This is a genomic window from Streptomyces sp. NBC_00414 (assembly GCF_036038375.1).
GTDB lineage: Bacteria > Actinomycetota > Actinomycetes > Streptomycetales > Streptomycetaceae > Streptomyces.
Genome location: NZ_CP107935.1, coordinates 1,303,057 through 1,327,643 on the forward strand (window position 1 = coordinate 1,303,057; position 24,587 = coordinate 1,327,643).

Annotated in this window: 23 protein-coding genes and 1 pseudogene; 16 read left to right on the forward strand and 8 right to left on the reverse strand. The window is 71.8% G+C overall.

Annotated elements, in window-relative coordinates:
* Positions 1 to 126: 126 nt before the first annotated feature.
* Positions 127 to 3,414, forward strand: a complete 3,288-nt coding sequence (locus OHS59_RS05730; protein WP_328492303.1) for a glycoside hydrolase family 78 protein — start codon at positions 127 to 129, stop codon at positions 3,412 to 3,414.
* A gap of 102 nt (positions 3,415 to 3,516) precedes the next feature.
* On the forward strand, positions 3,517 to 4,212 hold the full coding sequence (locus OHS59_RS05735) for an alpha/beta fold hydrolase (protein ID WP_328492304.1): 696 nt from the start codon (positions 3,517 to 3,519) through the stop codon (positions 4,210 to 4,212).
* On the opposite strand, the gene OHS59_RS05740 is transcribed toward OHS59_RS05735, so the two are convergent.
* Positions 4,161 to 4,583 carry a hypothetical protein gene (locus OHS59_RS05740; RefSeq protein WP_328492305.1) on the reverse strand — a complete coding sequence of 141 codons (423 nt, stop codon included), beginning with the start codon at positions 4,581 to 4,583 and terminating at the stop codon, positions 4,161 to 4,163. The two genes, OHS59_RS05735 and OHS59_RS05740, sit on opposite strands and share 52 nt — an antisense overlap.
* A gap of 172 nt (positions 4,584 to 4,755) precedes the next feature.
* Positions 4,756 to 5,169 carry a hypothetical protein gene (locus OHS59_RS05745; RefSeq protein ID WP_328492306.1) on the reverse strand — a complete coding sequence of 138 codons (414 nt, stop codon included), beginning with the start codon at positions 5,167 to 5,169 and terminating at the stop codon, positions 4,756 to 4,758.
* A 118-nt stretch (positions 5,170 to 5,287) separates the two neighbouring features.
* On the opposite strand from OHS59_RS05745, the pseudogene OHS59_RS05750 reads away from it, so the two are divergent.
* Positions 5,288 to 5,526: pseudogene (locus OHS59_RS05750) on the forward strand (IS701 family transposase); the annotation flags it as partial.
* Between the two features lie 131 nt (positions 5,527 to 5,657).
* Here the strand turns inward: OHS59_RS05750 and OHS59_RS05755 are convergent.
* Positions 5,658 to 6,173: a GNAT family N-acetyltransferase gene (locus OHS59_RS05755; protein WP_328492307.1), complete on the reverse strand. Its 516-nt coding sequence runs from the start codon at positions 6,171 to 6,173 to the stop codon at positions 5,658 to 5,660.
* A gap of 585 nt (positions 6,174 to 6,758) precedes the next feature.
* Between OHS59_RS05755 and OHS59_RS05760 the strand changes: the two genes are divergently transcribed.
* The gene (locus OHS59_RS05760) at positions 6,759 to 7,283 is read left to right on the forward strand and encodes a hypothetical protein (protein WP_328492308.1); all 525 of its coding nucleotides are present in this window, start codon (positions 6,759 to 6,761) and stop codon (positions 7,281 to 7,283) included.
* 167 nt (positions 7,284 to 7,450) lie between these two features.
* On the opposite strand, the gene OHS59_RS05765 is transcribed toward OHS59_RS05760, so the two are convergent.
* Positions 7,451 to 8,176 carry a peptidoglycan-binding domain-containing protein gene (locus OHS59_RS05765; protein WP_328492309.1) on the reverse strand — a complete coding sequence of 242 codons (726 nt, stop codon included), beginning with the start codon at positions 8,174 to 8,176 and terminating at the stop codon, positions 7,451 to 7,453.
* A gap of 148 nt (positions 8,177 to 8,324) precedes the next feature.
* A complete protein-coding gene (locus OHS59_RS05770) occupies positions 8,325 to 9,071 on the reverse strand; it encodes an SAM-dependent methyltransferase (RefSeq protein ID WP_328492310.1) in 747 nt (248 codons plus the stop codon).
* Positions 9,072 to 9,100: 29 nt separating this feature from the next.
* On the opposite strand from OHS59_RS05770, the gene OHS59_RS05775 reads away from it, so the two are divergent.
* The 11 genes from OHS59_RS05775 (at position 9,101) to OHS59_RS05825 (ending at position 21,052) form a co-directional block, all read left to right on the forward strand.
* The gene (locus tag OHS59_RS05775) at positions 9,101 to 9,235 is read left to right on the forward strand and encodes a hypothetical protein (protein ID WP_328492311.1); all 135 of its coding nucleotides are present in this window, start codon (positions 9,101 to 9,103) and stop codon (positions 9,233 to 9,235) included.
* Positions 9,236 to 9,567: 332 nt separating this feature from the next.
* A complete protein-coding gene (locus OHS59_RS05780; RefSeq protein ID WP_328492312.1) occupies positions 9,568 to 10,824 on the forward strand; it encodes an ATP-grasp domain-containing protein in 1,257 nt (418 codons plus the stop codon).
* Positions 10,825 to 10,964: 140 nt separating this feature from the next.
* Positions 10,965 to 11,756 carry a Rossmann-like domain-containing protein gene (locus OHS59_RS05785; protein WP_328492313.1) on the forward strand — a complete coding sequence of 264 codons (792 nt, stop codon included), beginning with the start codon at positions 10,965 to 10,967 and terminating at the stop codon, positions 11,754 to 11,756.
* A complete protein-coding gene (locus OHS59_RS05790; protein ID WP_328492314.1) occupies positions 11,753 to 12,877 on the forward strand; it encodes a PLP-dependent cysteine synthase family protein in 1,125 nt (374 codons plus the stop codon). Before OHS59_RS05785 ends, OHS59_RS05790 begins: the two co-directional genes overlap by 4 nt.
* Complete coding sequence (locus tag OHS59_RS05795; protein WP_328492315.1) at positions 12,874 to 14,007, forward strand: dipeptide epimerase; 1,134 nt, start codon at positions 12,874 to 12,876, stop codon at positions 14,005 to 14,007. The genes OHS59_RS05790 and OHS59_RS05795 overlap by 4 nt, the downstream gene beginning before the upstream one ends.
* Positions 14,004 to 15,242, forward strand: coding sequence for an MFS transporter (locus OHS59_RS05800; protein WP_328499066.1), 1,239 nt, complete (start codon positions 14,004 to 14,006; stop codon positions 15,240 to 15,242). The genes OHS59_RS05795 and OHS59_RS05800 overlap by 4 nt, the downstream gene beginning before the upstream one ends.
* A complete protein-coding gene (locus OHS59_RS05805) occupies positions 15,239 to 16,024 on the forward strand; it encodes a class I SAM-dependent DNA methyltransferase (RefSeq protein WP_328492316.1) in 786 nt (261 codons plus the stop codon). Before OHS59_RS05800 ends, OHS59_RS05805 begins: the two co-directional genes overlap by 4 nt.
* A 108-nt stretch (positions 16,025 to 16,132) precedes the next feature.
* Complete coding sequence (locus OHS59_RS05810) at positions 16,133 to 17,719, forward strand: ABC transporter substrate-binding protein (protein WP_328492317.1); 1,587 nt, start codon at positions 16,133 to 16,135, stop codon at positions 17,717 to 17,719.
* Positions 17,716 to 18,669, forward strand: a complete 954-nt coding sequence (locus tag OHS59_RS05815; RefSeq protein ID WP_328492318.1) for an ABC transporter permease — start codon at positions 17,716 to 17,718, stop codon at positions 18,667 to 18,669. The genes OHS59_RS05810 and OHS59_RS05815 overlap by 4 nt, the downstream gene beginning before the upstream one ends.
* 26 nt (positions 18,670 to 18,695) lie before the next feature.
* Positions 18,696 to 19,475, forward strand: a complete 780-nt coding sequence (locus tag OHS59_RS05820) for an ABC transporter permease (protein ID WP_328499067.1) — start codon at positions 18,696 to 18,698, stop codon at positions 19,473 to 19,475.
* Positions 19,472 to 21,052, forward strand: a complete 1,581-nt coding sequence (locus OHS59_RS05825) for an ABC transporter ATP-binding protein (protein ID WP_328492319.1) — start codon at positions 19,472 to 19,474, stop codon at positions 21,050 to 21,052. The genes OHS59_RS05820 and OHS59_RS05825 overlap by 4 nt, the downstream gene beginning before the upstream one ends.
* 95 nt (positions 21,053 to 21,147) lie before the next feature.
* Here OHS59_RS05825 and OHS59_RS05830 read toward each other — a convergent pair whose 3' ends face one another.
* Positions 21,148 to 21,750, reverse strand: coding sequence for a response regulator transcription factor (locus OHS59_RS05830; RefSeq protein WP_328492320.1), 603 nt, complete (start codon positions 21,748 to 21,750; stop codon positions 21,148 to 21,150).
* Complete coding sequence (locus OHS59_RS05835) at positions 21,747 to 22,907, reverse strand: sensor histidine kinase (RefSeq protein ID WP_328492321.1); 1,161 nt, start codon at positions 22,905 to 22,907, stop codon at positions 21,747 to 21,749. The genes OHS59_RS05830 and OHS59_RS05835 overlap by 4 nt, the downstream gene beginning before the upstream one ends.
* Before the next feature lie 290 nt (positions 22,908 to 23,197).
* On the opposite strand from OHS59_RS05835, the gene OHS59_RS05840 reads away from it, so the two are divergent.
* Positions 23,198 to 23,851, forward strand: coding sequence for a hypothetical protein (locus OHS59_RS05840; protein WP_328492322.1), 654 nt, complete (start codon positions 23,198 to 23,200; stop codon positions 23,849 to 23,851).
* Between the two features lie 90 nt (positions 23,852 to 23,941).
* Here the strand turns inward: OHS59_RS05840 and OHS59_RS05845 are convergent, their stop codons facing one another.
* Positions 23,942 to 24,475 carry a hypothetical protein gene (locus OHS59_RS05845; protein ID WP_328492323.1) on the reverse strand — a complete coding sequence of 178 codons (534 nt, stop codon included), beginning with the start codon at positions 24,473 to 24,475 and terminating at the stop codon, positions 23,942 to 23,944.
* Between the last annotated feature and the right edge of the window lie 112 nt (positions 24,476 to 24,587).

A 24,587-nucleotide genomic window follows, 5' to 3' on the forward strand; every position in this document is an offset into this window, starting at 1 on the left:
AGCGGCACCCATAGGATCGTTCAACAACAGGTTGAAACGTTTCAAGCAATCCCACGTCTCCCTTCCGCCCCTCACTGATTCACCCGCACCCCGCACCCGCGCACGTACGCAACCAAGGGACCTCACATGACCAAGGGCTGGAACCGCCGCGCCTTCCTCCGCAGCTCGGTCGCCGGAGCGAGCGCCTCCGCCGCCCTCGCCTCCGGCACCGCCGCCGCCTCCGCGTCGGCCCCCATGGGCGCCGACGCCTCGCGGCCGGGCAGGCTGCATGTCGAGCGCACGACCGTCGAGTACGCCGAGACCTTGCTCGGCACGGAGGTGGAACAGCCGCGGCTCACGTGGGAGTTGGCGGCCGACGGGCGCGGAGCCCGGCAGAGCGCCTATCACGTGAGAGTCGCACTCAGCGAGAAGGGCCTGCGCGAGGGGAAGCGGGCCGTCTGGGACTCCGGCCGGGTCACGTCGGACCGCAGCGTCGGTATCGCCTACGCGGGCCCCGCACTGAAGCCGCGCACCCGCTACCACTGGCAGGTCAGGGTCTGGGACGGCGAGGGCCGGCCGTCGGCGTGGAGTGCCCCGCGCTGGTGGGAGACAACGTTGTCCAAGGATGCCTGGCAGGGATTCTGGATCGGTGCGGCCGCCGCGCCCCAGCCGCCGACGTTCGACGGCGCGTCCTGGATCTGGTCGCCCGGCGCGACCTCCGGTGACGCGCCCAACGGCCCCCGCTGGTTCCGCGGCTCGCTGACGCCACCTGCGGGCGCGGAGATCCGGAGGGCAACCCTGCTCGCTACGGCCGACGACGACTTCACGCTGTATCTCGACGGCGTCCGGGTGACGCACCAGGCCGAACAGACCGACGCCTGGCGGCAGGGCCATCTCCTCGACGTCACGGCGGAGGTGAAGGCCGCGGGCTCCGGCCCCCTGGTGGTCGCCGCCCTCGCCACGAACCGCGGCAACGCGTCGGTCAACCCCGGCGGCCTGCTCGTACGGCTTCTCGTGGAGCACGGGACGGGAGCGCAGGCGGGCACAGTGGAGCTGGTCACGGGCGAGGGATGGCGGAGCTCCGAGACCGGGCAACAGGGCTGGGAGCAGCCCGAGTTCGATGATTCCGCGTGGCCCGGGGCGGCCGTGCTCGCCCCGTACGGGCAGGGTCCCTGGGGCAACGGCGTGTCGATCGCGGCACCCGAACAGCCGGCTCCGCTGCTGCGCCGCGAGTTCGACGTCGCGAAGCCCGTCACCCGCGCCCGCCTCTACATCAGCGGACTCGCCTACTACGACGCGGAGATCAACGGTCAGCGCGTCGGCCGCCAGGTCCTCGACCCCGGCTTCACGGACTACGACGAGACCGTGCTGTACGCGGTGCACGACGTGACGGACCACCTGCGCCGGGGCGCCAACGCCATCGGCGTGACCCTCGGCCGCGGCTTCTTCGGCATGACAACACCGAACGTCTGGAACTGGCACCGCCCGCCGTGGCACGGCGAGCCGCGGCTGCTCGGCCAGTTGGAGATCGACCACCCCGACGGCTCACGCACCACGGTCGCCACGGACGGCAGATGGCGGATCACCGAGGGCCCAACGCGCTCCAACTCCCTTTACGCGGGCGAAAGTTATGACGCCCGCAAGGCGCCCAGGGCCTGGACCCGCCCCGGTTTCGACGACAGCGGCTGGCAGGAGACGGAACGCCGGGAAGCCCCGAAGGGCACACTGCGCGCACAGCCGCACGACCCCATCCAGGTCATCGAGACCGTACGCCCTGTCGCCGTCAAGGAGTTGAGCGAGGGCGTGTACGTGGTCGACATGGGCCGCACGATGGCCGGCTGGACCCGGCTGACCGTACGCGCCGAGGCGGGGACGACAGTGAGCCTGATCCACGGCGAGAAGCTGAAGCCCGACGGAAGCGTGCACGCCGAGACCGGGCACGTACCGGGACGGTTCCAGACCGACGAATACGTGTGCGCGGGCGGCGGTGCCGACGAGGTGTGGGAGCCCAAGTTCTCGTACAAGGGCTTCCGGTACGTGCAGGTCAGCGGGCTGCCCTCGAAGCCTGACCCCTCGCAGCTGCTGGGGCGGGTCGTGCACACGCCGGTGGAGGCGACGGGTACGTTCGCCTGCTCCGTGCCGTTCTACCAGCAGCTGGAGCGCGCGATGCGGCGCACGCTCCTGAACAACCTGCACGGCATCCCGACGGACACTCCCATGTACGAGAAGAACGGCTGGACCGGTGACGCCCAGCTGGGTGCGCCGATCATGGCGTACGCCCTCGGTGTGCACCGCTTCCTCTCCAAGTGGCTCGGCGACCTGAAGGACAGTCAGAACCCGGACGGGCAGCTGCCGGTGATCGTGCCGAGCGGCGGCTGGGGGTACGGCGACCTCGGCCCGTCCCCCGAGTGGACGACGGTGTACCCGTTCCTGCTGCGGGAGATGTACCGCGTGTACGGGGACGAGCGGCTGGCCCGCGACCACTGGACGCCCCTCACCCGCTATCTGGACTGGGAGATCTCCCGGCTGAAGGACGGGCTCGCCGTGACCGCGCTCGGCGACTATCTGCCGCCCGGGTACGGAGGCAATCCGCCCGAGGACACCCGGCTCACCGCGACGGCGTATCTGCACCGGGCACTCACCGGCACGGCGGAACTCGCGGACCTGCTCCACGACACCGCGGTCGCGGATCGCTACCGCAGCGCCGCGGCCGGTCTCAAGGAGGCCTTCAACACCGCCTTCCTGGGCCCGGACGGCCACTACCGCACAGCGAAGGATCCCGACTACCGGCAGACGAACAACTGCATACCGCTCGCCTTCGGACTGGTCCCGGCGGGTGCGCGGGCCAGTGTCGTCGACTCGCTCCTCGCCGACATCGAGAAGCGCGGCAACCACCTGAACACCGGCGCACTGGGCACCAGTGTGCTGCTGCGCCAACTGTCCGCGCAGGGACACCCCGAGGTGGCCCACGCGATCGCCACGCAGCGTACGTACCCGAGTTGGGGCCACTGGTTCGAGAACGGCGCCGACACCATGTGGGAGATGTGGCCGCTCGACTCACGCTCCCGGGACCACTACTTCCAGGGCACGGTCGTGCAGTGGCTGTACGAGAACGTGGCCGGACTGCGGCCCGGAGACGCCGGGTACCGGACCTTCACGGTGCGCCCCGACGGCCGTACGGGGGTGGACTGGGCCCGCACCTCGGTCCGGACGGTCCGCGGGGAGGCCTCGGCGGCCTGGTCCGTCGTGGACGGCTCGGTCCGGCTCTCGGTGCGCGTGCCGGTGGGGTCCACGGCCGAGGTGCATGTACCGGCACCGGCACGGTCGGCGGTACGCGCCCCGGGCGGAGCGGAATACGTGCGGGTGGAGCCCGGGTTCGTCGTGTATGAAGTGACGCACGGGGGCTGGGAGTTCGTGGCCCGGCCGACCGGGTGACCGGGTGACCGGAGCGGGGGTGGGGGCGGGGCCGGTGTGACCGGATCGGGGTGGTTGACCGGCTCGGCGTGGAGAGAGCGAGCGAGGGAGCGGGGGAGCGACGTGCGGCTGAACACCCGTACCTGGGGATCCGGCGACAGGACGGCCCTGCTCGTCCACGGAATCATGTCGGACTCCCGCACCTGGCGCCGGGTCGGACCGGCCCTCGCCGAGCGCGGATACCGGGTGATCGCCGTCGATCTGCGCGGACACGGGGCGTCGTCCCGCGGCGAGTACGGTCCGGCGCTCTTCGCCCGGGATCTCGTGGACACGCTGCCGGAACGGGCCGACGTGGCGATCGGGCACTCACTGGGCGGGCTCGCGCTCGCGCTGGCGGTGGACCGACTGCGACCGGAAAGGGCGGTCTACAGCGATCCGGCGTGGGCGACGACCTCGCCCGACGGTCGGATCGACGCCCAGGCCCTCGTCGCGGGCGGGACCGCGACGAGGGAGGACATCGCCGCCCTCAATCCGCGCTGGGACGAGGCCGATGTCGACGTCGAACTCGCCACTCTCGCGGACTGGGATCCCGCCACGGCCCACTTCCTGGGCGACCGGCCACTGCTCGGGTTCCTCCCCACCCGCCCGGTGGTGCCCTCGCTGGTACAGCTGGCGGATCCCAGCTTCCTGATCGGCGCGGCGGCTGCCGCGCATCTGCGGAGAACCCATTTCGAGGTCCGTACGGTGCGCGGGGCCGGGCACACGATTCACCGGGACGACTTCGAGGGGTTCATGGGGTCGCTGGAGGGCTGGGTCTGACGGCCGTTCTCGTGTAGCGGTGGCTCCCTGACAACCAACGGCAGGGGCCGACCGGCGCAGGCCACCAGTGCGCTGCCGCCCTCGGTGAGGAAGAGCAGGGTGGTCCATGTCCGATCGGCGGCATCGATCTGCCCTGTGCGCACGGGCCGGCCGTGTTCGCGGATCAGGCGCACTGCTCGTTCCAGCCCCAGAGGTTCGAGTCCGTGCGCCCGCATGCGCTGAAGCCGGCGCGTGAAGACTCCGGCATGCCGGCCTGCGGGTTGTGCACGGTCTTCCACCCGGTAGGTGGCGCCGTCGCGGAGGTCGGCGAGAGCTCTCACGGACGCCTCGTCGTCACCGGCCAACAGCGACTCCAGCACATGCCGTTCCATGGTCACCCCCGTCTAAATCTTGCCGTACAGCAGCTGGGCGGCCAGACACCGCAAACCCCAGCAATCGCCCGCGTCCGATAGCGCCCTGCGGGGCTCGGCAGCGCGTGAGCCTTCTCGCGCATGGGACCGCTGGTGAGCGGCTCACATACGCCGAGGTACCCGTCCTGGCAGGTCACTTGCTCGGGCGGGTGATGGTGATGTCGATGGCGCCGGCGTCCGGCCCCGGCGAGTCCACTGCGACACGCACGCCGTATTCACCGCGGTCACCCACGCGGTGTACGAAATGGGTCAGTTGCTCGACATCACCGACCGCGATGCGGCCGTCGGGCAGCAGGAGAGACCCGTCGAAGACCGCGGTGAAATCCGGGTCGGGCCCTTCCGCTTCCGGCTCTTGGGGCTGTGTGAAGAGACGCACTTTGATGAGCCCCCTCTGAGGACGAACCCGAACAGCCACGTGGGTGTCGCAGCTGGCCGCGGGTGCAGAGTCCAAGACTAGGGAGACGGGAACCCAGCCAGTCGCCCCCAGGTGCAGCACGGGGTGGTTCACGTAGATGTCGACTCCGGCAGCCTGCACGGTGCTCCTCATGCTCGAAAGGTGCGGCCACTGTTGAGCACCGACACGTGCACGTACAGGCTAACGATCATGCGGTGGCCACAGCCACGGAGTAGACCCGGCCCATCGGCAGGAGGCGTTCGAGGCCCTTATGGGTCGCACAGCCAGGCCGGTTCGCCCGTGTTGAACCCCGGCGCCGGACCGGGCGGGCTGGTGCTCGGGCTGCCTGCAGACCTGCCGCGCAAGAACTGCTGGAGCACCGGCGAGTGGGCCGGGGAGAACAGCCCGCACGGCATGCGGCATCTGCCGTCCCGGGCCGTCTGGGACGCCGATGCCGTCCGCGACGACGTGCGGGAATATGCCGTCGAACACCACCACGACTCAGGAGCCCCTAGCTTCCCAAGCTGATAGCTCCCAGTTGCGGTCTCAGTGCTGCGGCCAGGCCGGCTGTCGTCGAGTAGTCACCCCCTTCCTCGGTTCGCGAAGCCATGGCTCAGCCGCCAGGTCACCCCGCTTCTCCCCTAGTGCGGTGCTGGTGTCCGGGCCTCAGGCGTCTGGCCGGTGAGTTCCTTGCCGTACCAGATCTCCATGTAGGGGCCCGTGCAGTAAGCAGGTATCTCGGCGTAGCCGTGGCGTAGGTACAGCGAGCGAGCCTCGATCAGGTCCAGGCGCGTATTGAGGACCATCCTGCGGGCGCCGAGCCTGCCTGCCTCTTCCTCCAGCACGTTGAGCATGAGGCTCGCGCCCCTACGGCCGCGGAAGGCGGGCCGCACGTAGACGCGGGTGAGTTCGGCACGCTCGGCGTCCAGCATGACCACCCCACCGCAGGCGGCAGCCTCGCCACCGTGGCGGCCGACGACGAACTGTCCCGTGGGCGGGGTGAGCATCTCGACTCCGTCTCCAGCCAGCCCCTGGTCGGTCTCCTCGGACGTCGCCGGCCGCTTCCAGTAGCGGCTCGCGACGTCGGCGTAGTAGTCACGCCGCAGACTCGCCGCGTCGCGCGAGTCGAAGTCTTCGGGGGCCATGATCCAAGTCATGCCTCAATGCAATACAGCGGCCACGTGGGCCCAGCAAGCGGTTTTTGGGCAGCCCGGCGTTGTAGCTGCGAGGAGGCAGCGGTATTGATGTGCGCCCACGCTGCCGGAAAGCGGAAACCGGGAGGTCTTTGCACGGTGCAGCACAACGCGGCCTCATACCTCTCGCCCCCAGGACGAGTGCATGCCCCTTCGAACGAATCACGGCAATGTTGCACTTACGGCCAGTTCGCCTCGCGTGCGACACAGGTCGCCTACGGTGATCGTCACGTGCAGCAAGCAGGGGGAACCGTGAGTACACCACCGTCGCCGCAGCGACCACCGCGCTCTGACGAAGTACTGGCCTTCCACAACGGCGACACGCTGGAGAACATCCCCGTCATCCGCCACGCCCCACCCCCTCGACCGCCGCGATTCCCCTGGAGGACGGCGATGATCGTGGGAGCCGTCGCGGCCGTTGTCGGCGTCTGCCTGGCTCTGGTACTGCATCAGGTGACGGGACCGGGCGACACATCGGACGGGAAGGCGCACCCTCAAGCGGCACGCACTGCCGCAGGTGCCGGACACGGAAGCAGCGGAGTCTCTCCGATGCCACTGACTGCGGCCTCGCCGTCGAGCGCCGCACCGTCCGGCTCGGTGGAAGCAGCGCCGTCCTGTCTGCCCGTGACCTACAAGTTGCCTGATGGCCCAGCCGGTTGTGAGCCGAAGGCCGAGATCTGTGCGGCCGGGGCGCCCTGGCATGTGGACGACATCGAGGGACTGTGCGGCGGCCCCGCGCCTCTCCAGGCCATCCACGTCATCTCGCAGCCTGCCACCGGCGGGGACCCCGGCGCCACCTACTGCCTTGCGTGGACGGGCAGCAGCAACGGCGCGGGCAAGGACGCCACACTCTTGATGAACGCGGCCGGTTACCAGTGTGGCGCCTACCTCGTCGGCCCGGACGGACAGATGATCCAGGCGGACGGCGCTTCGGTCTTCTCAGACAGTCCTCAGCCCTGCGAAGGGTCCTACCCGGGCACCAGGACGACCTACCCGGGCGTCCTGGATTTCCCGAACGAGGGCGGTGCGCAACCCCCCACGTACGTCTGTGTCGCTGAGAACTCGGGCGCATGACGCGGAGCAGCGATGAGCGGCCATGAGCAGTGATGAGGACAACGGCAGCCGCGCCGAGTCGAGGCGACTGCCGTTCCACTGGTCGCTCTCTGCGGAGCTGCGGAGCAGACAGTTGCGACCCCTGCCACGCTGCGAAGCGCCGGGATTCCTCGTCGCCGCGCGCCTCCTCAAGCTCCAGGTGGCCCGCCAGGTGCCGTGCGGGATTCGAGGTCCGTGCGGGTGTCGTTGCCGTACACGCCCGTCTCGTCTCCCCTGATGCCGTACCAGAGTTGGAAACGGGCCACCGCCGCCGTCAGCGTGGCGTCGTACACGCCGCTGGGTGCCCCCTGTTCGTACACGTCGGGGATGCGCAGCAGGCGTTCCTGGAGGTCGCTGACCGCGGGACCCCGGTCGCCCTCGCGCAGGGTGCCGGGGCCGTCGGGGTCGGCACCCGGCGGAGCGGGGACCGACGCGGGCGGCGCGGACGAGGCGGCGGCGGGAGGCGGCGTCCGCGCGGCGTCGTCGGTGTCCCTGTCCCAGGTGAGCAGCAGGGCCGCGCTGAATCCCCCCAGCGCGGCGACCACCGCGGCGGCGCCGAGCGCCGTGTTGCGGAAGAAGGTACTGCGGCCGTGGGCCGGCCCCTTCGCGGCCGGGCGGTCGCGCGGCACCGGTCTGGCGTCGCCCTCGGCCACGGGCGGCAGTTCCTGTGTGTCGTCCTCCGCGACCCAGGGCGGTGCGGCGTCCTCCGCCCCCGGTACGGCGACGACCTCGTAGCCCTCGTCCAGGTCGCGTTCCTTCTCCTGCACCTGCCGCAGCAGGTCCGCCAGCGACCCTGGCTGCCGACGGCGCAGCACGTGGGTCGGTTCCAGCGCTGAACGACGCGTCGGCTCTTCGGGGTCGAACGGTGTCGACAACCTGCTCTCCCTCCGGGGTACTGAGAAGGGATACGGGTCACTCCGCCCGGTGGTTCAACGACGCGGCGCCGAACCGGTGCGCGGTGCCGAGCCGAGTGAGCCCGTCGGTGCGCGCGTGCGCCCACCCGACCGGCACACCCGGCACGCGTCAGCGGTTCATCAACGCGAAAACGCCCCAGCCCAGATACTCGCGCTGGTACCGGACATGGCGCAGGGGCCCGGTCGCGAGCTCCTCACGCATCTCGTCGGCCAGTTCGTCGTCGGGGTGGGCGTCCAGCCAGCGCCGGGTGCTGAGCCACTGCGCGGCCACGTACCGGTCCCAGCTGTCCCGGTCGGCGAGAACCATCTCCACGACATCGCAGCCGAGGCCGCCGAACTGCTCGATCAGCTCCGGGAGCGACCGGAAGTCGTCCCTGCTGCCCGCGTGGCAGCCCTCGACGGTGGCCCGGTCCCGGGGTTCGCGGCGCCAGTACGGCTCGCCGACGAGCATGATCCCGCCGGGGGCGAGGCTCCGGCGCAGGAGTTCGACGGTGCCCGCCACCCCGTCGCCGATCCAGGTGGCACCGACGCACGCGGCGATATCGACGGGCTCGTCGGCGACATGGCCCGTGGCGTCCGCGTGCAGGAACGCGACGCGGTCGGCGACGCCGAGTTCCCCGGCGCGGGCGCGTGCCTTCGCCAGGAACACGGTGCTGATGTCCACCCCGGTGCCGGTCACCCCGTGGTCGCGCGCCCAGGTGCACAGCATCTCGCCGCTGCCGCAGGCGAGGTCGAGCACGCGGGTGCCCGGCGCCGGGTCGAGGGCCCGGCCCAGGGTGGCCAGTTTCTCGCTGGTGAACGGGTTGTGAATGCGGTGTCCGCTCTCGCGAACGGTGAAGCTACGTGGCAGATCCACTTCTGGGATTCCTTCGGTCCGAGGAGGTCATGCGCTCTGTCATGGGAGCTGGAGTACGCAGCCCGTCGTACGCGGCCGCGCTCGTCTGCACCGTCATCTCCCGCACCTCACTCGACAGGGACCATCACTCGGACACCTGGATGCCCATAGGCACCCGGACCTGACACCCGGACACCTGGGCGCTCGGACACCCGGGCACCCGGGGCACCCGGGCACCCGGAGCGGCCGAGGCTAGATCCGCGGTTCGCGCGTGTCCAACGGTTTTCGCCGACTCCGGACGCCCGACGCCCTGCCCGGCACCCGACGCCCGACGGATCGCGGTGAGCGGGGCACGTCGGGTCCAACTGTTTTTGCCGGGGCGGCAATAAAAACCTGCCACCAGATGACAATGAAAATGATTGTCGATAGCGTGTGCGTCGGCCACGTCGTCCGCACCCCCTCGTGGGGTGCCCCTGGCGTGCCCTGAAGCCCAACCGAAGTGCGCGAAAGGGGAGTTGTGGCTCATCTGTTGGTGGTCGAAAGCTGGGTCGGGTCGATGAGCAGACTGCTGCCGCGGGCGATCCGGGAGGGCGGGCACGAGTTCACCTTCCTCACCCGGGACCTGCACCACTATCTGCGCTCCGCACCGGAGGGCACGGCCCATCCCCTGCTCGCGGCCCGCAACGTACTGACCGCCGAGACGAACGACATCGAGTCCCTGCTCCCGGAGGTGGAGCGCCTGCGCGAGGCACTCGGGTTCGACGGGGTGGTCACGTCCTGCGACTACTACCTGCCCACCGTGGCGAGGATCGCCGCACGGCTGGGGCTCCCCGGGCCGACGCCCGAGGCCGTGGAGAACGCCTGCCGCAAGGACACCACCCGTCGCGTACTCGGTGAGGCCGGTGTCCCCGGCCCCCGGTTCGCCGTCTGCGCGGACCGGGCCGCGGCCGAGGAGGCCGCGCGGGAGCTGGGCTTCCCGCTGGTGGTCAAGCCCGTCGACCTCTGCGCGGGCATGTTCGTGCGGCGCGTGGACGACGAGGGCGAGCTCGCCGAGGCCTGCCGGGCGGTCGCCGACTTCCCGCTCAACGCCCGAGGTCAGCTGCGGGCGCCCGTGCTGCTCCTCGAAGAGCTTCTCGACGGCCCCGAAGTCAGCGTGGAGACCGTGTCGTTCGCCGGTTCGACCCATGTCGTGGGCGTGACCGACAAGAGCCTCGGCGGAGCGCCCGCCTTCATCGAGACCGGCCACATGTTCCCCGCCGACCTCGGCCCGGCGGACGTGGAGGCCGCCCAGGACACCGCGGTGCAGGCGATCAAGGCGCTCGGCCTGGACTCCGTCGTGGCCCACACCGAGATCAGACTGACCGCCGCCGGACCTCGCGTCGTCGAGGTCAACCCGCGCCCGGCCGGAAACCGCATCACCGAGCTCGTCCGGCACGTCACCGGCATCGACCTGGCCGCCGCCTGCGTGGACGTGGCTCTCGACCGCACCCCCGACCTACGACGACGGGCCACCGGGCTGCGGAGCGCGGCCGTGGGTTTCCTCGTGCCGGACATCGGGGGAACACTGGAGTCGATCGAGGGTTCCGGCCAAGTGCACTCGGCGCAGGACGTGTTGGAGGTCCAGCTCGCCGAGCCGGGCCGGGCGGTGAAGGTCGCCGGCAGCAACAACGAGTACCTCGGACATGTGATGGCGGGCGACGCCGAGGGCCTGGGAGCGCGAGCCCGCGTCGAGTCCCTGCTGTCCGGGCTGCGGCCCCGGGTGTCCACCCGATGAGGGCCCCGGCGCCAACACCAGCACCGGCATCCGGGTCCGGGTCCGGGTCCGGGTCCGGGTCCGGGTCCGGATCGACACTCACCCCCACACCAGCACCAGCACGAGCACCGGCACCGGCACCGGTCTCGTACGACGATCTCGTGCGGCGGGTTCTCGCCTGCGAGCTGGGTCCGGACCCTCAGGGCCTGCGCGTCGCGGTGGCGTTCACCACGAGTCAGGCCGTACGGCACGACGGGCGCCGCGGCGGCTATCGCAACGAGGTGCTCAGTCTGCGCCTCGGCCGGGCGGTCGGCTCGTGCGCGGTCGAGCCCGGCGCGCTGCCGGACGGCGCGGTGGACGACTGCGCCGGGGCCGACGTCGCGCGGCTGCTGGAGCATCCGCTCGCGTCGGTCCGCGTGGCCGCGCTGGACGCCTACCTGATGCATGTACGTCCGCACACGCCGGAGAACGGGGCACTTCCCTGTCCGCTGCCCGCCGGGAGTTCCCTGGAGAAGTCCCGGGCACGGGCGCGGGCCGTCGTGGAACTGCTGGACGTCGGACCAGGTCAGACCGTCCTCGTCGTCGGTGTCGTCAACTCCCTGCTGGAGGCGCTGCGTTCGCGCGGAATCCCCTACATACCGTGTGACCTCAAGGGCGGCACGACGGAGTGGGGCGAGCGGGTCGCGACCGACGCGCACGCCGAACTCGGCAGCTGTGACGCCGTGCTGGCCTCCGGCATGACCCTCGGCAACGGGTCCTTCGAGCCACTGCGGGAGCACGCCCTGCGCGGCGGGAAGCAGTTGGTGATGTTCGCGCAGACCGGCAGTGCCGTCCTGCCGCTCTTCCTCGGTGCCGGAGTCAGCGCGGTGTGCGCGGAGCCGTACCCCTTCTTCTGGCTCGACGGCGGTCCGGGTGTCATCCACCGTTACGGCCGTACGGAGGTCGCACTGTGACCACGGCCGCGCTGCGCCCCCTCGCAGCCAACCCCGATCTGCTCGCCCTGCTCGGCCGCACTCCACTGGCCAGGGTGACCACCGATCTGCCGTGCCCACAGCCCGGGTTCTGGGCCAAACTGGAAGGCCTCGCCGCCGGTGGCATGAAGGCGCGGGCCGCGGTGTCCATGCTGCTCGGCGCCCGCGACCGGGGTGAACTGCGGCCCGGCGCACCGGTGGTGGAGTCCACCTCCGGGACACTCGGCATCGGTCTCGCCTTCGCGGGTCAGGCGCTGGGGCACCCCATCGTGCTCGTGGGCGACACCGAACTCGAACCGTCCATGCGGCAGTTGCTGCGCGCTTACGGAGCCCGTCTCGAACTCGTCGACCGCCCGGCCGGTGTGGGCGGCTGGCAGGCGGCGCGGCTGGCCCGGCTGCGCGAGCTGCTCGGGTCGCTGCCGGACGCGTACTGGCCTGATCAGTACAACAATCCCGACAACATCGCCGGTTACGCCTCGCTCGCCGCCGAACTCGCTTGCCAGCTCGACCACTTGGACGTGCTGGTCTGCAGCGTCGGTACGGGTGGCCACAGTGCCGGGATCGCCGGGCCGCTGCGCAGGCACTGGCCGGGGCTGCGCCTGATCGGCGTGGACGCCACCGGTTCCACCATCTTCGGCCAGCCCGCCAGGCCCCGGCTGATGCGCGGCCTGGGCAGCAGCATCCATCCGCGCAACGTGGACTACGAGGCCTTCGACGAGGTGCACTGGGTGGGTCCGGCCGAGGCCGTGGACGCCTGTCGGCGGCTGGCCCGCGGCAGCTTCGTCAGTGGAGGCTGGAGTACGGGGGCGGTCGCGCTGGTCTCCGCGTGGGCGGCCCGGGTCCATCCTGGCGCCGTGGTCGCCACGGTCTTCCCCGACGGCCCCCACCGCTATCTCGGCTCGGTCTACGACGACGACTTCGCCGCGGCCCACGGCCTCGACCCGGCCACCGCCGCGACCCGCCCCGTCGAGATCCCTCATCCGCGCGCCGTCGAGGCCACCGGCTGGGTCCGCTGCACCACGGTGACCGACCCGGTCACGAGCCCGGTGGGGGCCAGCCGGCCGGTGACAAACCCCCTGCTCACCCTGGAAGGGAGCCCGTGAAGGCCACCCTGCGCACCGTACGGCTCGTACTCGCCGAGCCGCTGCGCATATCCCGTTCGACAATGGCCTCCCGCGACGCCGTCTGGCTGACGATCGAGCACGAAGGCCTGCACGGCCACGGCGAGGCCGTCACCAGCGTCTACTACGGCCTCGACGCCGACACCCTGCAATGGCAGCTGTACGAGTCCGGCCGCGACCTGGGCCGCTTTCCCGACCCCGAGAGCGCGCTGCGCGAGTGGTCCGCGGAGGACGGACCGCCGGACGGGCGGCCTCCCGCGGTGACCGCCGCCGTGGAGGCCGCGCTCCTCGACCTGTGCGGCAAGCGGGCCGGCGCCCCCGCGTACCAACTCCTCGGTACCGACAGCGGCATCACCGAAGGCGGCGGCACCAACAGCGGCGCCGAAGTCGCCCCGAGCGCCGCCACCGCCCGCACCATCGGCATCGTCCCGGCCCCGCACGCCGCCGCCCAGGCGCGCGCACTCGCCGACGCCGGCTTCGTCCTCATCAAGGTGAAGGCCGGCGCCCCGGACCCCGAGGAAGACCTCGACCGCGTACGCGCCATCCGTGCCGCAGCGCCCGGCGCCCGGCTCCTGCTCGACCCCAACGGCGCCTGGTCACCCGACCAGGCCCGCCAACTCATACCCCGGTACGCCGAGTTGGGCGTCGAGGCCATCGAACAGCCCGTCGCTCCCGGTGATCCGGAGGCCCTGGCGCGGCTCGCGGAGCGTTCACCGCTGCCGCTGATCGCCGACGAGGACGCAGTCTGCCTCGAAGACGTACGCCGTCTCGCGGGCCGGGTGCACGGGGTGAACGTCAAGCTCGCCAAGTGCGGTGGCCCCCGAGCGGCCGTCCGCATAGCCGAGTCGATCGCCGGGAGCGGCACCGAGCTGATGCTCGGCTGCCTCACCGCCAGCACGCTCGGCCTCGCCCCCGCGGTGCACCTCGCCGACCGCGCCCGCTGGGCCGACCTCGACGGGCATCTGCTGCTCGCCGACGACCCGTGGACCGGAATCGGCGGCGCCGACGGAGTCGTACGGGCGAGTGGCCTGCCCGGACTCGGCGTACGGGAGAGAGTCGCTCGGGCGAACGGCCCGCGGGAGTGGCACGCGGGATCGGCGGGCAGGCCGTGAAGACGCTGTACGAGATACGCGGCTTCTCGCCCGCGATCCGGCTCCTCCTCGTCAACCAGTTCGGCGTCAACACCGGCTTCTATCTGCTCATCCCCTATCTGGCCACGCATCTGGGCGAGGACCTGGGCATGTCGGCGGCCGTCGTCGGGATCGTGCTCGGGGTGCGCAACCTCAGCCAGCAGGGGCTGTTCCTCATCGGTGGTTCGGCCGCGGACCGGCTCGGGGCGCGCGGGGTGATCATCGCCGGCTGCGCAGTACGTACCGCGGGCTTCGCGTTGTTCGCGCTCGGCGACGGGCTCGTGGTGCTGCTGGCCGCGTCCGTGCTGAGCGGGCTCGCCGGGGCACTGTTCAACCCTGCCGTGCGGGCGTATCTCTCGCAGGAGGCGGGCGAGCGCAAGGCCGAGGCGTTCGCGCTGTTCAACGTCTTCGCGACCACCGGGGCGCTGGTCGGGCCGCTGCTCGGCAGCGTTCTGCTGCTGGTCGACTTCCGGGCGTCCGCGCTCACCGCCGCCGGGATCTTCGCGGTGCTCACCGTGGCGCAGGCGCTGGTACTGCCCGCGCGGGCCGTGCCGCCGAGTTCGGGCGGTGTGCTCGCGGACTGGCGCGAGGTGGTCGGCAACCGCGCGTTCCTCGCCTTCTCACTGGCCATGGTCGGCATGTTCACCCTGGAGAACCAGCTGTACCTGCTGCTGCCCGACGGGGCCCGCCGGGCGACCGGCTGGGACGGCGCGGCCGGACTGGTCTTCCTTGTCGGCACGCTCGCCAATCTCGCGCTGCAGATGCGGCTCACCCGGGCGCTGAAGGCGTACGGCAGACGCGCCATCGGGGTCGGACTGGCCCTGATGGGGCTGGCCTTCCTGCCGCCGATGCTGGTGTCGGGGGCCGGCTCCCCCGAGGTGTGGCACGTCGTGCCCGTCCTCGTGGGCGCCCTGCTCCTCTACGTCGGAGTCATGGTCGCCCAGCCCTTCGTGATGGAGCTGATCCCGGGCTTCGGCAGGCCGGAGCTGACCGGCACCTACTTCGGGATCTTCTACATGGTGTCGGGGGTCGCCGCGGCCGTGGGCAACACGGTCGTGGGCTGGGCCATGGACGCCGGGGACCGGCAGGACGCGGCCTGGCTGCCCTGGGCATGCTGTGTGGTGTTCGGGCTGGCCTCGGCGGCCGGGTTCACCTGGCTGCGGCGCCTTGGAGCACTGCCCGTACGCCCCGCCCCTGCCGTGGAGGCGACGGTATGACGAGCGGCAATCTGCTGACGGACAACCCGGAACTGTACGAGGCCAGGTTCCCCGATCCCGAGCGGCTGGCCGGGCGATGGGCCGAGGACTGTCTGCGCCGGTACGGGGCCGGGCCGAGGGTCCTGGACCTGGGATGCGGTACCGGACGCGACGCGGCCCGTCTGCACGGCTCGGGCCGGTCGGTGGTCGGCGCCGACCTCTCCGAGGAGATGCTGGCGTACGCCCGCGACCGGCACCCGGGCCCGCGCTATGTGCGCGCGGATCTGCGGGACTTCTCCCTGGGCCACGGGGAGTTCGACGCGGCGGTGTGCCTGGACAGTTCGCTCCTGTACTGCCACACCAACGACGACCTCGACGGTTTTCTCGCCTCCTGCCGCCGCAGTCTGGTTCCCGGCGGGCTCCTGGTCGCCGAGATGCGCAACGGCGCCTACTTCCTCGGCCGGAACGACCTGTTGAACACGCCGAGGCACAACACCCTTTCCTGGCAGGGCGTTTCCTACCGTTCGGCGACGACCCTGCGCATCGACCGCACCGCGCAACTCCTGCGCCGTACCCGCACGTGGACCGCCGACGACGGTTCGCCTCCCGTCGAACAGTTCTCGGCATGGCGGCTGCTGCTCCCGCAGGAACTGCGCCACTTCCTGACCTCGCACGGCTTCACCGTGCTGGCGCTGCACGACGGTCCGGGGCCGCGTACCGAACCGCCCTGGCAGGAGGGCGACCTGCCCGGGACGGCGGCCGACGCCGACCGGCTGCACGTGGTGGCACGCCTCGACGGCTGACCGCACCGCCCCCCATCTCACACCTGACACCCAACACCCAACACCTCACACCTCACACCTCACACCTCACACCTCACACCTCACACCTCACACAGCAAGGACATCCGCATGCAGGACCATCCCGGCCTCCGTCGCAGAGGCTTTCTCACGGCGGCCTCCGGTATCGGCGCCCTCGCTCTCGTCGGCTGCGGCGACTCGGACGACTCCGGATCGGGCGGCTCCGGCCAGGGAGGCGACAGCGGTGACGGGAAGCCGAGGCGCGGCGGGCGGCTCCGGGCCGCCTTCGCGGGCGGCGGCGCGAGCGAGACGCTCGATCCGCACCTGGCCAACCTGTTCGCCGACGTGGCCCGCGCCAAGGCGCTCTTCGACAAACTTGCCGACTACGGGGACGACCTCTCCGCCCAGCCCCGCCTGGCGTCCGGCTGGGAGCCGAACGCGGGGCTCGACCGCTGGAAGGTCACCCTGCGCAAGGCGGACTTCCACAGCGGGAAGCCCGTCACCGCCGAGGACGTCCTGTTCAGCTACCGCCGGATCGCGGACCCCGAGAAGGCGTTCCGTGCCAAGGCGTCCCTCGAACCCATCGATCTGAAGGCGAGCCGGGCCGTCGACGAGCGGACCGTGGAGTTCGTGCTCAAGCGGCCGACCGCCGAATTCCCCAACGTGCTGGCCGCGTTCGGCGCGTACATCGTTCCCGACGGGTCCTCGGCGGCCGACTTCGACAAGAAGCCGGTCGGTTCCGGACCCTTCCGCTTCGTGTCGTTCGCACCGGGCCGCTCGGCGGTCTTCCGCCGCAACGACGACCACTGGGACGGCGCCCCGCACCTCGACGAGGTGGAGTTCGTCGTCGCCAACGAGGAGTCCGCGCGGGTCAACGCACTGCTCGGCGGACAGGTCGAGTACGCCCACGAGCTGAACCCGACGACCGCCCGCGCCCACGAGGGCAAGGGCCAGATCGAGATCGTGCGGCTGCGGAACAGCGCCATGCAGGCCTTCGCCATGAAGACCGACCGGGCACCCTTCGACGACAAGCGGGTCCGCGAGGCGTTCTTCCTCATCGCCGACCGCCAGGAACTCGTCGACGGGGCACTCTCCGGGGCGGGTGTGGTCGGCAACGACCTCTTCGGCAAGGGGTACGAGTACTACGCCGACGGGCTGCCCCAGCGCGAGCAGGACCTCGACCGGGCCCGCTCCCTCCTGAAGAAGGCGGGCGCCGGGAAGCTGAAGGTCACCCTGGACACCTCGGCCGTCGCCGCCGGGTTCACCGAGGCGGCGAGCATCTTCCGCGACCAGGCCGCCCGGGCCGGCGTCACCGTCGACGTGAAGATGGGCAGCAAGGACTCGTACTGGGCCGACATCCTCGACTCCGGAACCCTGTGCTGCTACCGCTCGGGAGCCATGCCCATCGAGTCGCACATCTCCCAGCGGCTCCTGACCGGCTCCACCACCAACGCGACCAAGTGGCAGCACAAGGACTTCGACGCGCTCTACCAGCAGGCGCAGTCCACGAAGGACGAAAAGGAACGCGCCGCCGTGTTCGGGCGGATGCAGCGCAGGCTGTACGCCGAGGGCGGCTTCCTGGTGTGGGGGTTCGCCGACTGGATCATCGGAACCGCCAAGGGTGTCAAGGGAGTTGACCGCAAGGCACCCGCCAACACGCTCGACTGGGCGCGGTTCGACAAGGTCTGGCTGGCGTGAGCGGACTCGGTACCTGGGCCGCCCGGCGGCTGCTGCTCGGCGGTGCGCAGACCGTGGCCGTGGTGCTGCTGGTCTTCGCGCTCACCGAAGCGCTGCCGGGCGACGCGGCGGTGGCCCTCGCCGGAGACCAGCCGGACCCGGCGCGGATCGCCGCCATCCGTGAGGCGATGGACCTGGACCGCCCCGCGCACGAACGGCTCGGTGACTGGGCGAGCGGGCTCCTGCACGCGGACTTCGGCACCTCGCTGGCTTCGGGGCGGCCCGTCACCTCGTACATCTCCGGTGCCTTCGGGCCGACGCTGCTGCTCGCCTCGCTCACCGTGGTGCTGCTGGTGCCGCTCGGGGTCGGGCTCGGGGTGCTGGCCGCGCGGTTCGAGGGGCGGTTCGTGGACCGGCTGGTCAGCGCGGTGACGCTCGGGGTCTACGCGGTACCGGAGTTCGCGTTCGGGGTGCTGCTCGTGACGGTGTTCGCGCTGCGGCTCGACTGGCTGCCGCCGACGGCGGTCGGCTACGGCACGGATCTGCTCGCTCATCCGGCGGCCCTGGTCCTGCCGGTACTCGTCCTCCTCTCCCGCCCGGTGTGCTCGCTGTCCCGGCTGGTGCGCGCGGGGATGATCGACGCGCTCGCCTCGCCGTACGTCGCACAGGCCATGCGGTACGGGATTCCGGGCGCCCGGGTCCGGCACGCGCACGCCCTACCGAACGCGGTCGCGCCGGCCGCCCAGCAACTCGCCCGTACCGTCGACTGGTTGCTGTGCGGAGTGATCGTGGTCGAGGCCCTGTTCGTGATCCCCGGTCTGGGGACCGTGCTGATGAACGCCGTGGCCGAGCGGGATGTGCCCGTGGTGCAGGGACTCGCGGTGGTCTTCGGGGTAGTCACGGTGGTGCTGAACCTGGGGGCCGACCTCGTCGCCCACCGGTTCGCGCCGCGGGCGGAGGTGGCCGCGTGAGATCTGCTCGCAGGAGGCTGCCGCCGATGCGCTACGCGCTCGGGGCCGTCCTGATGTGTGTGCCGCTCGTTCTCGCCCTGTGCGGGCCGCTGATCGCGGGAGGGCCGGGACCTCGGGCCGCCTCGTTCACACTCGGCGACGGGCACTGGCTGGGCACGGACTTCGTGGGCCGGGACGTGTGGCGGCAGGTGCTGCTGGGCGGCCGGCCCGTGGTGGTCGTCGCGCTCACGGCGACGGCGCTGGCGTACCTCGTGGCGCTGCCGCTCGGGTTGATCAGCGCGCTGACCCACAGAACCTGGCTGGAGGAGACACTGATGCGGCCGCTGGACGTGCTGCTGGCCGTGCCCTCCCTGCTGATGATCCTGCTGGTGGCCTCCGTGTTCTCACCCGGGGCGACCGGGCTCGCGCTGCTGGTGGCGCTCGTGAACATCCCGGACGCCGCGCGGATCGTCCGGGCCGCCGCCGCGGACGTGGCCTCGCGGCCGGCGGTGGAGGCGCTTCGGATGCAGGGCGAGTCGTGGTGGCGTATCGCCGTGGGCCATGTCGGGCGGTCGATCCTGCGCCCGCTCGCCGCCGACGCGGGGGTACGGCTGACCGGTGTCCTGTATCTGGTGGCCACGGCCGCGTTCCTGGGCATCGGGGTGGCACCGGACGCGGCCGACTGGGCGGTGATGGTGGACCGCAACCGGACGGGGCTGTTCGTGCAGCCCTGGGCCGTGGTCGTCCCGGCGCTGCTGATCGTGGCACTGACGATGGGCTGCAATCTGCTCTTCGACGCGGTACTCGGAAAGGGGCCGCGTTCATGAGCGGGTCGAGCGGAACGAGTGGGCCGAGCAGGCTCATCGGAGCGGGCGGGCCGGACGCGGTCGCGGAGATCAAGGGGCTGACCGTGGAGGTCGGTGGCAGACGCATCGTCGACGGGGTGAGTCTGCGAGTGCTGCCCGGGAAGGTGACCGCGCTGGTCGGGGCCTCCGGCAGCGGGAAGACGACCACGGGGCGCGCGCTGCTGGGCGAGTTCCCGCCGGGCGCGGGCGTCACCGGCTCCGTACGGGTGGCGGAGGCGCTGGTCGGCTACGTCCCGCAGCATCCGGCGGCGGTGCTCAATCCGGCGCGGCGGGTCGGTGCGCTGCTGCACGACATCGCGCGCGGCCAGGTGCGCGAGGTGCCTCGCCGTGAGCGGCGCTCGGCGATACGGGAGCGTGTGCTGCAAGCATTGGAGGCGGCCCAGCTACCAGACGGCGCAGGGCTGTTGCGACGCTTTCCGCATCAGCTCTCGGGCGGCCAGCAGCAGCGTGTCGTGCTCGCCCAGGCGTTGTTGCTCGGGGCCCGGGTCGTCGTGGCGGATGAGCCCACCACCGGTCAGGACGCGCTCACGAAGCGCCGGGTCGTCGACGAGTTGAGGGCGGTCGCCGCGCGCGGGATCGGGGTCGTCCTGCTCAGCCACGACCTGGAGACGGTACGCGCGCTCGCCGACGAGGTACTGGTCGTGCGGGACGGCCGGGTCGTGGAGTCCGGCCCGACGGAGCGGGTGTGGTTGGCTCCCGTACATCCCTGGACGCGTCAACTGCTCGTGGAACAGACGTCGTTGTCGGAAGTAGCTCCGAGTGGGCCTCGCCCGGAGGCCGTGCTGCGGGTCCGAGGTCTCCGCGCCCGCCACCGGCCCGGCGTCGAGGTACTGCGCGTCCCGGAACTCGCCGTGCACCCGGGCGAATGCCTCGCCGTACTCGGCCGCTCGGGCAGCGGCAAGACGACCCTCGCCCGCTGTCTTGCCGGACTCCACCGCACGTACGAGGGAGAGGTGCTGCTCGACGGGGTCCCGCTCCCCCGCAGTCTGCGTGACCGGGGGCGGGAGCGGCTCGCGGCCGTGCAGTACGTCTTCCAGGACGCGCGCGCCTCCTTCGACGAGCACCGGCCGGTTCTCGACCAGGTGGCCCGGACGGCGGTACGGCTCCGTGGACTGTCCGCCTCGGACGCCCGGGCCGAGGCGTCGCACACGCTCAACAGCCTCGGCCTGACGGGCGAGTTGGCGGCCCGCACCGCTGCCCGGTTGTCCGGGGGCGAGCTCCAGCGGGCCGCGCTCGCCAGGGCGCTGCTCGCACGGCCGCGGGTCCTGGTGTGCGACGAGATCACCTCCGGGCTCGACACCGTCACCCGCCGGGGCATCCTCGACCTGCTCGCCGGGCTGCTCCGCGAGCGCGACGACCTCTCCCTCGTACTCATCACCCACGACCTCGACACGGCGAGGCTCGCCGCGAGGATCGCCGTGCTGGACGGCGGGGAGGTGGTCGAGCAGGGACCGGCCCGGGACATCCTCGTGGCGCCCACGCATCCGTTCACCGTGTCGTTGGTGGAGTCGTCGGCACGACCGGCGGGCCGGACCTGATCCCGGGCGAGGTCCCGGTCCCGGCGTGGTCCTGCCCCTTGTACCGGTCCTGACCGTCGTCACGGTCAGGGTCGTGGGCATGGTCGTGGTCGTGGTCAGATCCAGCCCTGTTGCCAGGCGTGATGGGCGGCGGCGTGCCGGGTCGGTGCTCCCAGCTTCGACATGGCGGCGGAGAGGTAGTTGCGGACCGTGCCGGGGGCCAGGTGGACCGTGGCGGCGATCTCGACGACCGAGGCTCCGGTGCGGGCGGCGCGCAGGACCTCCAACTCGCGGTCGGTGAGGGGACAGTCGTCCTCGGTCAGCGCGGAGGCGGCGATGTCGGGGTCGACGTAACGGCGGCCCGCGGCGATGTCGCGGATGATTCCGGCGAGCACGGCCGCCGAGGTGGTCTTGGGGACGAACCCGCGGACGCCGACGGCCAGGGCGCGGCGCAGCACGGCGGGGCGGGCGTGCCGGGTGACCAGGACGATCTGCGTGGGCAGTTCGGCCCGGATCTCCTCGGCGGCACGCAGTCCGTCGGTGGGCGGCATCTCCAGGTCGAGGACCGCGATGTCGGGGCGGTGGTCACGGGCCAGCCGGACCGCGTCGGCGGAGGTGGCGGCCTCGGCGACCACGGTGAGGTCCTGTTCCAGTCCGAGCAGGGCCACCAGGGCGCTTCTGAGCAGGTCCTCGTCGTCGGCGATCAGCAGGCGGATCAACGTGCCGCTCCGTTCTCCGGTTTCGCCGGACCGGCCCCTGTGACCGGCCCCGTCGGCAGGACGGCCGTGACCGCGAAGTGTTCGCCGTCCCGGTCCCAGGTCAACTCGCCCTCGGCGGCCCGCAGTCGCTCTCGGAGTGAGTGCAGCCCGGTGCCCCGGGCGGTGTCCGGGGGCTGGTCGGCGCCGTCGTTTCCGACCCGCAGGCGGGCGAGTCCGCCGGTGACGCGGTAGTCGACCTCCGCGTGCCGGGCCCGGCTGTGCCTGAGCACGTTGGTGGTGGCCTCCCTCATCACCAGGCCCAGCAGATGGCGGGCGGGTTCGGCGAGTCCGGTGGCGGCCGTCGCCGGTTCGAAGGTCGTCCGCGCGTCGATGCCCGCGGCGGCCAGTACCCGGGTCGCGTTGGCGATCTCGTCGTCCAGGGTCGTCCGCCGGTAGCCCTGCACCACGGCCCGCGTGTCGCTCAGCGCGTCGGCGGCCAGCCGCCGCACCTCCCTCATCTCGGCGGCGGCGCGCCCCGGGTCGGCGGCCACCAGCCGGGCCGCCAACTCACTTTTCAGCGCGATGACTTGAAGGTGATGCCCCTGGATGTCGTGCAGGTCCGCGGCGAACCTGAGCCGCTCGTCCTTCACCGCGAGTTCCCCTTCCAGCCGCCGCGCCTCGTCGAGCCGCCGCGCGGTGTCCCAGGCCCACAGGGGGCCGAGCATGACCCAGGCGGTGAACGCGACCAGCCCGGCCGGGAAGAGCGTGGCGTGGGCCAACTCCCCGTCGCCGGCGGCCAGGCTGACGACGGCGCCGGGCAGGAGCGCGAAGAGCACGGCACCGGCGATCAGCGGCCGTCTGCCGTCCGGCGAGAGGTAGGTCGCGACGATCGCGACCACCGTGGCGGGCGCCACCGCCCACAGTCCGTAGTTGCGCACGGCGAGGGCGCACGTCGCCAGTACAGCCCCGGCCGCGCCCGCGGTGACCAGCCATCCCATGGGCGGTCCGGCGGGGCGCGCGCCCGCCTCGGGCAGCAGGGTCAGCCGCCGGGTGAGCAGCACCATGCTCGCCACCACCTCGACCGCGAGTGCGACGGCGGACGGGACCCGGGCCCGGAGCGCGACGTCCTGGTCGAGGACCCACTCCCCGACGAAGAGCAGCTGAACGGACACGGCCATGCCCGGCACGGTCCACCACGTATGGCGCCGGAGCCCGGTCAGCCCTGTCCCGTGAGCGTTCTCCCCGTCCCGCATCCGGCCATTGTCACCGAAGCCGGCCCGTGGGGCGGAGTGTCGTCACGGCCCGTCCCGGCATGACAGATGTCATCCGCGCGGGTGACAACTCCACGTGCCCGCATACGGGTTCGGCACTACTCGCGGTTTACGGACCGGCGGAGTGTGGAGTCGCCGGAAGCCCTCACACCTCCCGCGGTCCCATGACACGACCGTCCTCATGACCTGGAGTTGCCATGACTGCGACGACCGTCCCCACCGACCCGGACCCTGACACGGCTCCCGACAGCGCACCCGACAAGTCACCGGACGGTGCGGCCACGTGGTGGCGGCCCGTCGAACTGCTCAAGCCGCGCTGGCCGACGCTCCTGGCCGTCGCGCTCGTGATCCTCACGTCGGTCGGGGGCGGCTCGGGCGATCCGGCCGACAGTGTGAGTGCGTTCGGGGACGCGCTGCCCCTGCTGCCGCTGCTGTACGTGATCACCCACCAGATCGGGAGGCGGCGGGCGGCCTGGCCGGTGCTGGGTCTCGGCCTGGCCTTCATGGTGGCGCTGGGAGCGCAGGACCTGGTCTCGCAGCCCGTCGCCCTGATCACGCTCGCGCTGGCGGTCCTGGTGTGGGGCGCCGTTCGCGGGACTCCGCACGGGCGGGCCGCCTTCGGGATCCAGGCCGCGGGGACGCTCGCCTTCGGCGCGCTCGCTCTCGTGGGTCTGGCGGTCGACCCGGACCTGGGCCGCTACCTCGTGGCGGCCGGCTGGTTCTTCCACGGTGTCTGGGACTTCGTCCACATCAGGCACAGCAGGCTCAACAAGGTGGTCTCCCCCACGTTCGCCGAGTGGTGCGCGGTGGTGGACGTCCTGGTCGCCGTACAACTGCTCTTCCTGCTGTGACCCGGGATGCCCAGCACCCAGGACCCAGGACCCAGGATCACCGTGGCCGACCGGTGGCCGCGTGTGACCGCCCGTGGACTTCCGCTCAGCTCAGCGGAAGTCCACCTCCACCGGGTCCGCCACCACCTTCGTACGAGGCACGCGCGCGACGAGTGCCAGAAGTTCCTCCCGTGCGGCGCCGACGGGCACGCCGAAGCCACCGAGCCATTCCTCGGGCCGGGCGGCTTCGGTGTCGAGTGTGAGGGCGTAGCGGTAGCGGCCGGGCCGCCGGGGGGCGAAGTGCGCGAAGGTCATGAGGGGCAGGCAGCCCGCGCCGGAGACCGGGTCCCACGACTCGCCGGGTGCCAGCCTGCGCAGGTCCGTGGGCCGGAGGGGGCCGACGAGGGGGTCCTCGGCCGGAGCGGGGGACGCCACGACGGCGCCGTCCTCGTCTCCCCCGCCACTGGCCTCGGCACGCGTGACGGTCGGCAGATAGCGCGGAAGGCGCAGTCCGTTCTCGGAGCCGTCCAGCACTCCCGCGATCCAGAGGTCACGGTCGCCGGTGTTGCGGATCTCCACCCGCACGGTGGCCGGGCGGCCGAGGGGCTGAGGGCCGCCCGGCCCGTACAGGACGAGGTCGATCATCCGGCTGCTCCCTTCCCGTACCGCCGGCCCGTGACGCCGGCTCCCCGTCTCCCGGGGGCCGGGGCCGGTGCGCCCGATGCTGCCACAGTCGGCCGGGAAGGGCGCTCACGGG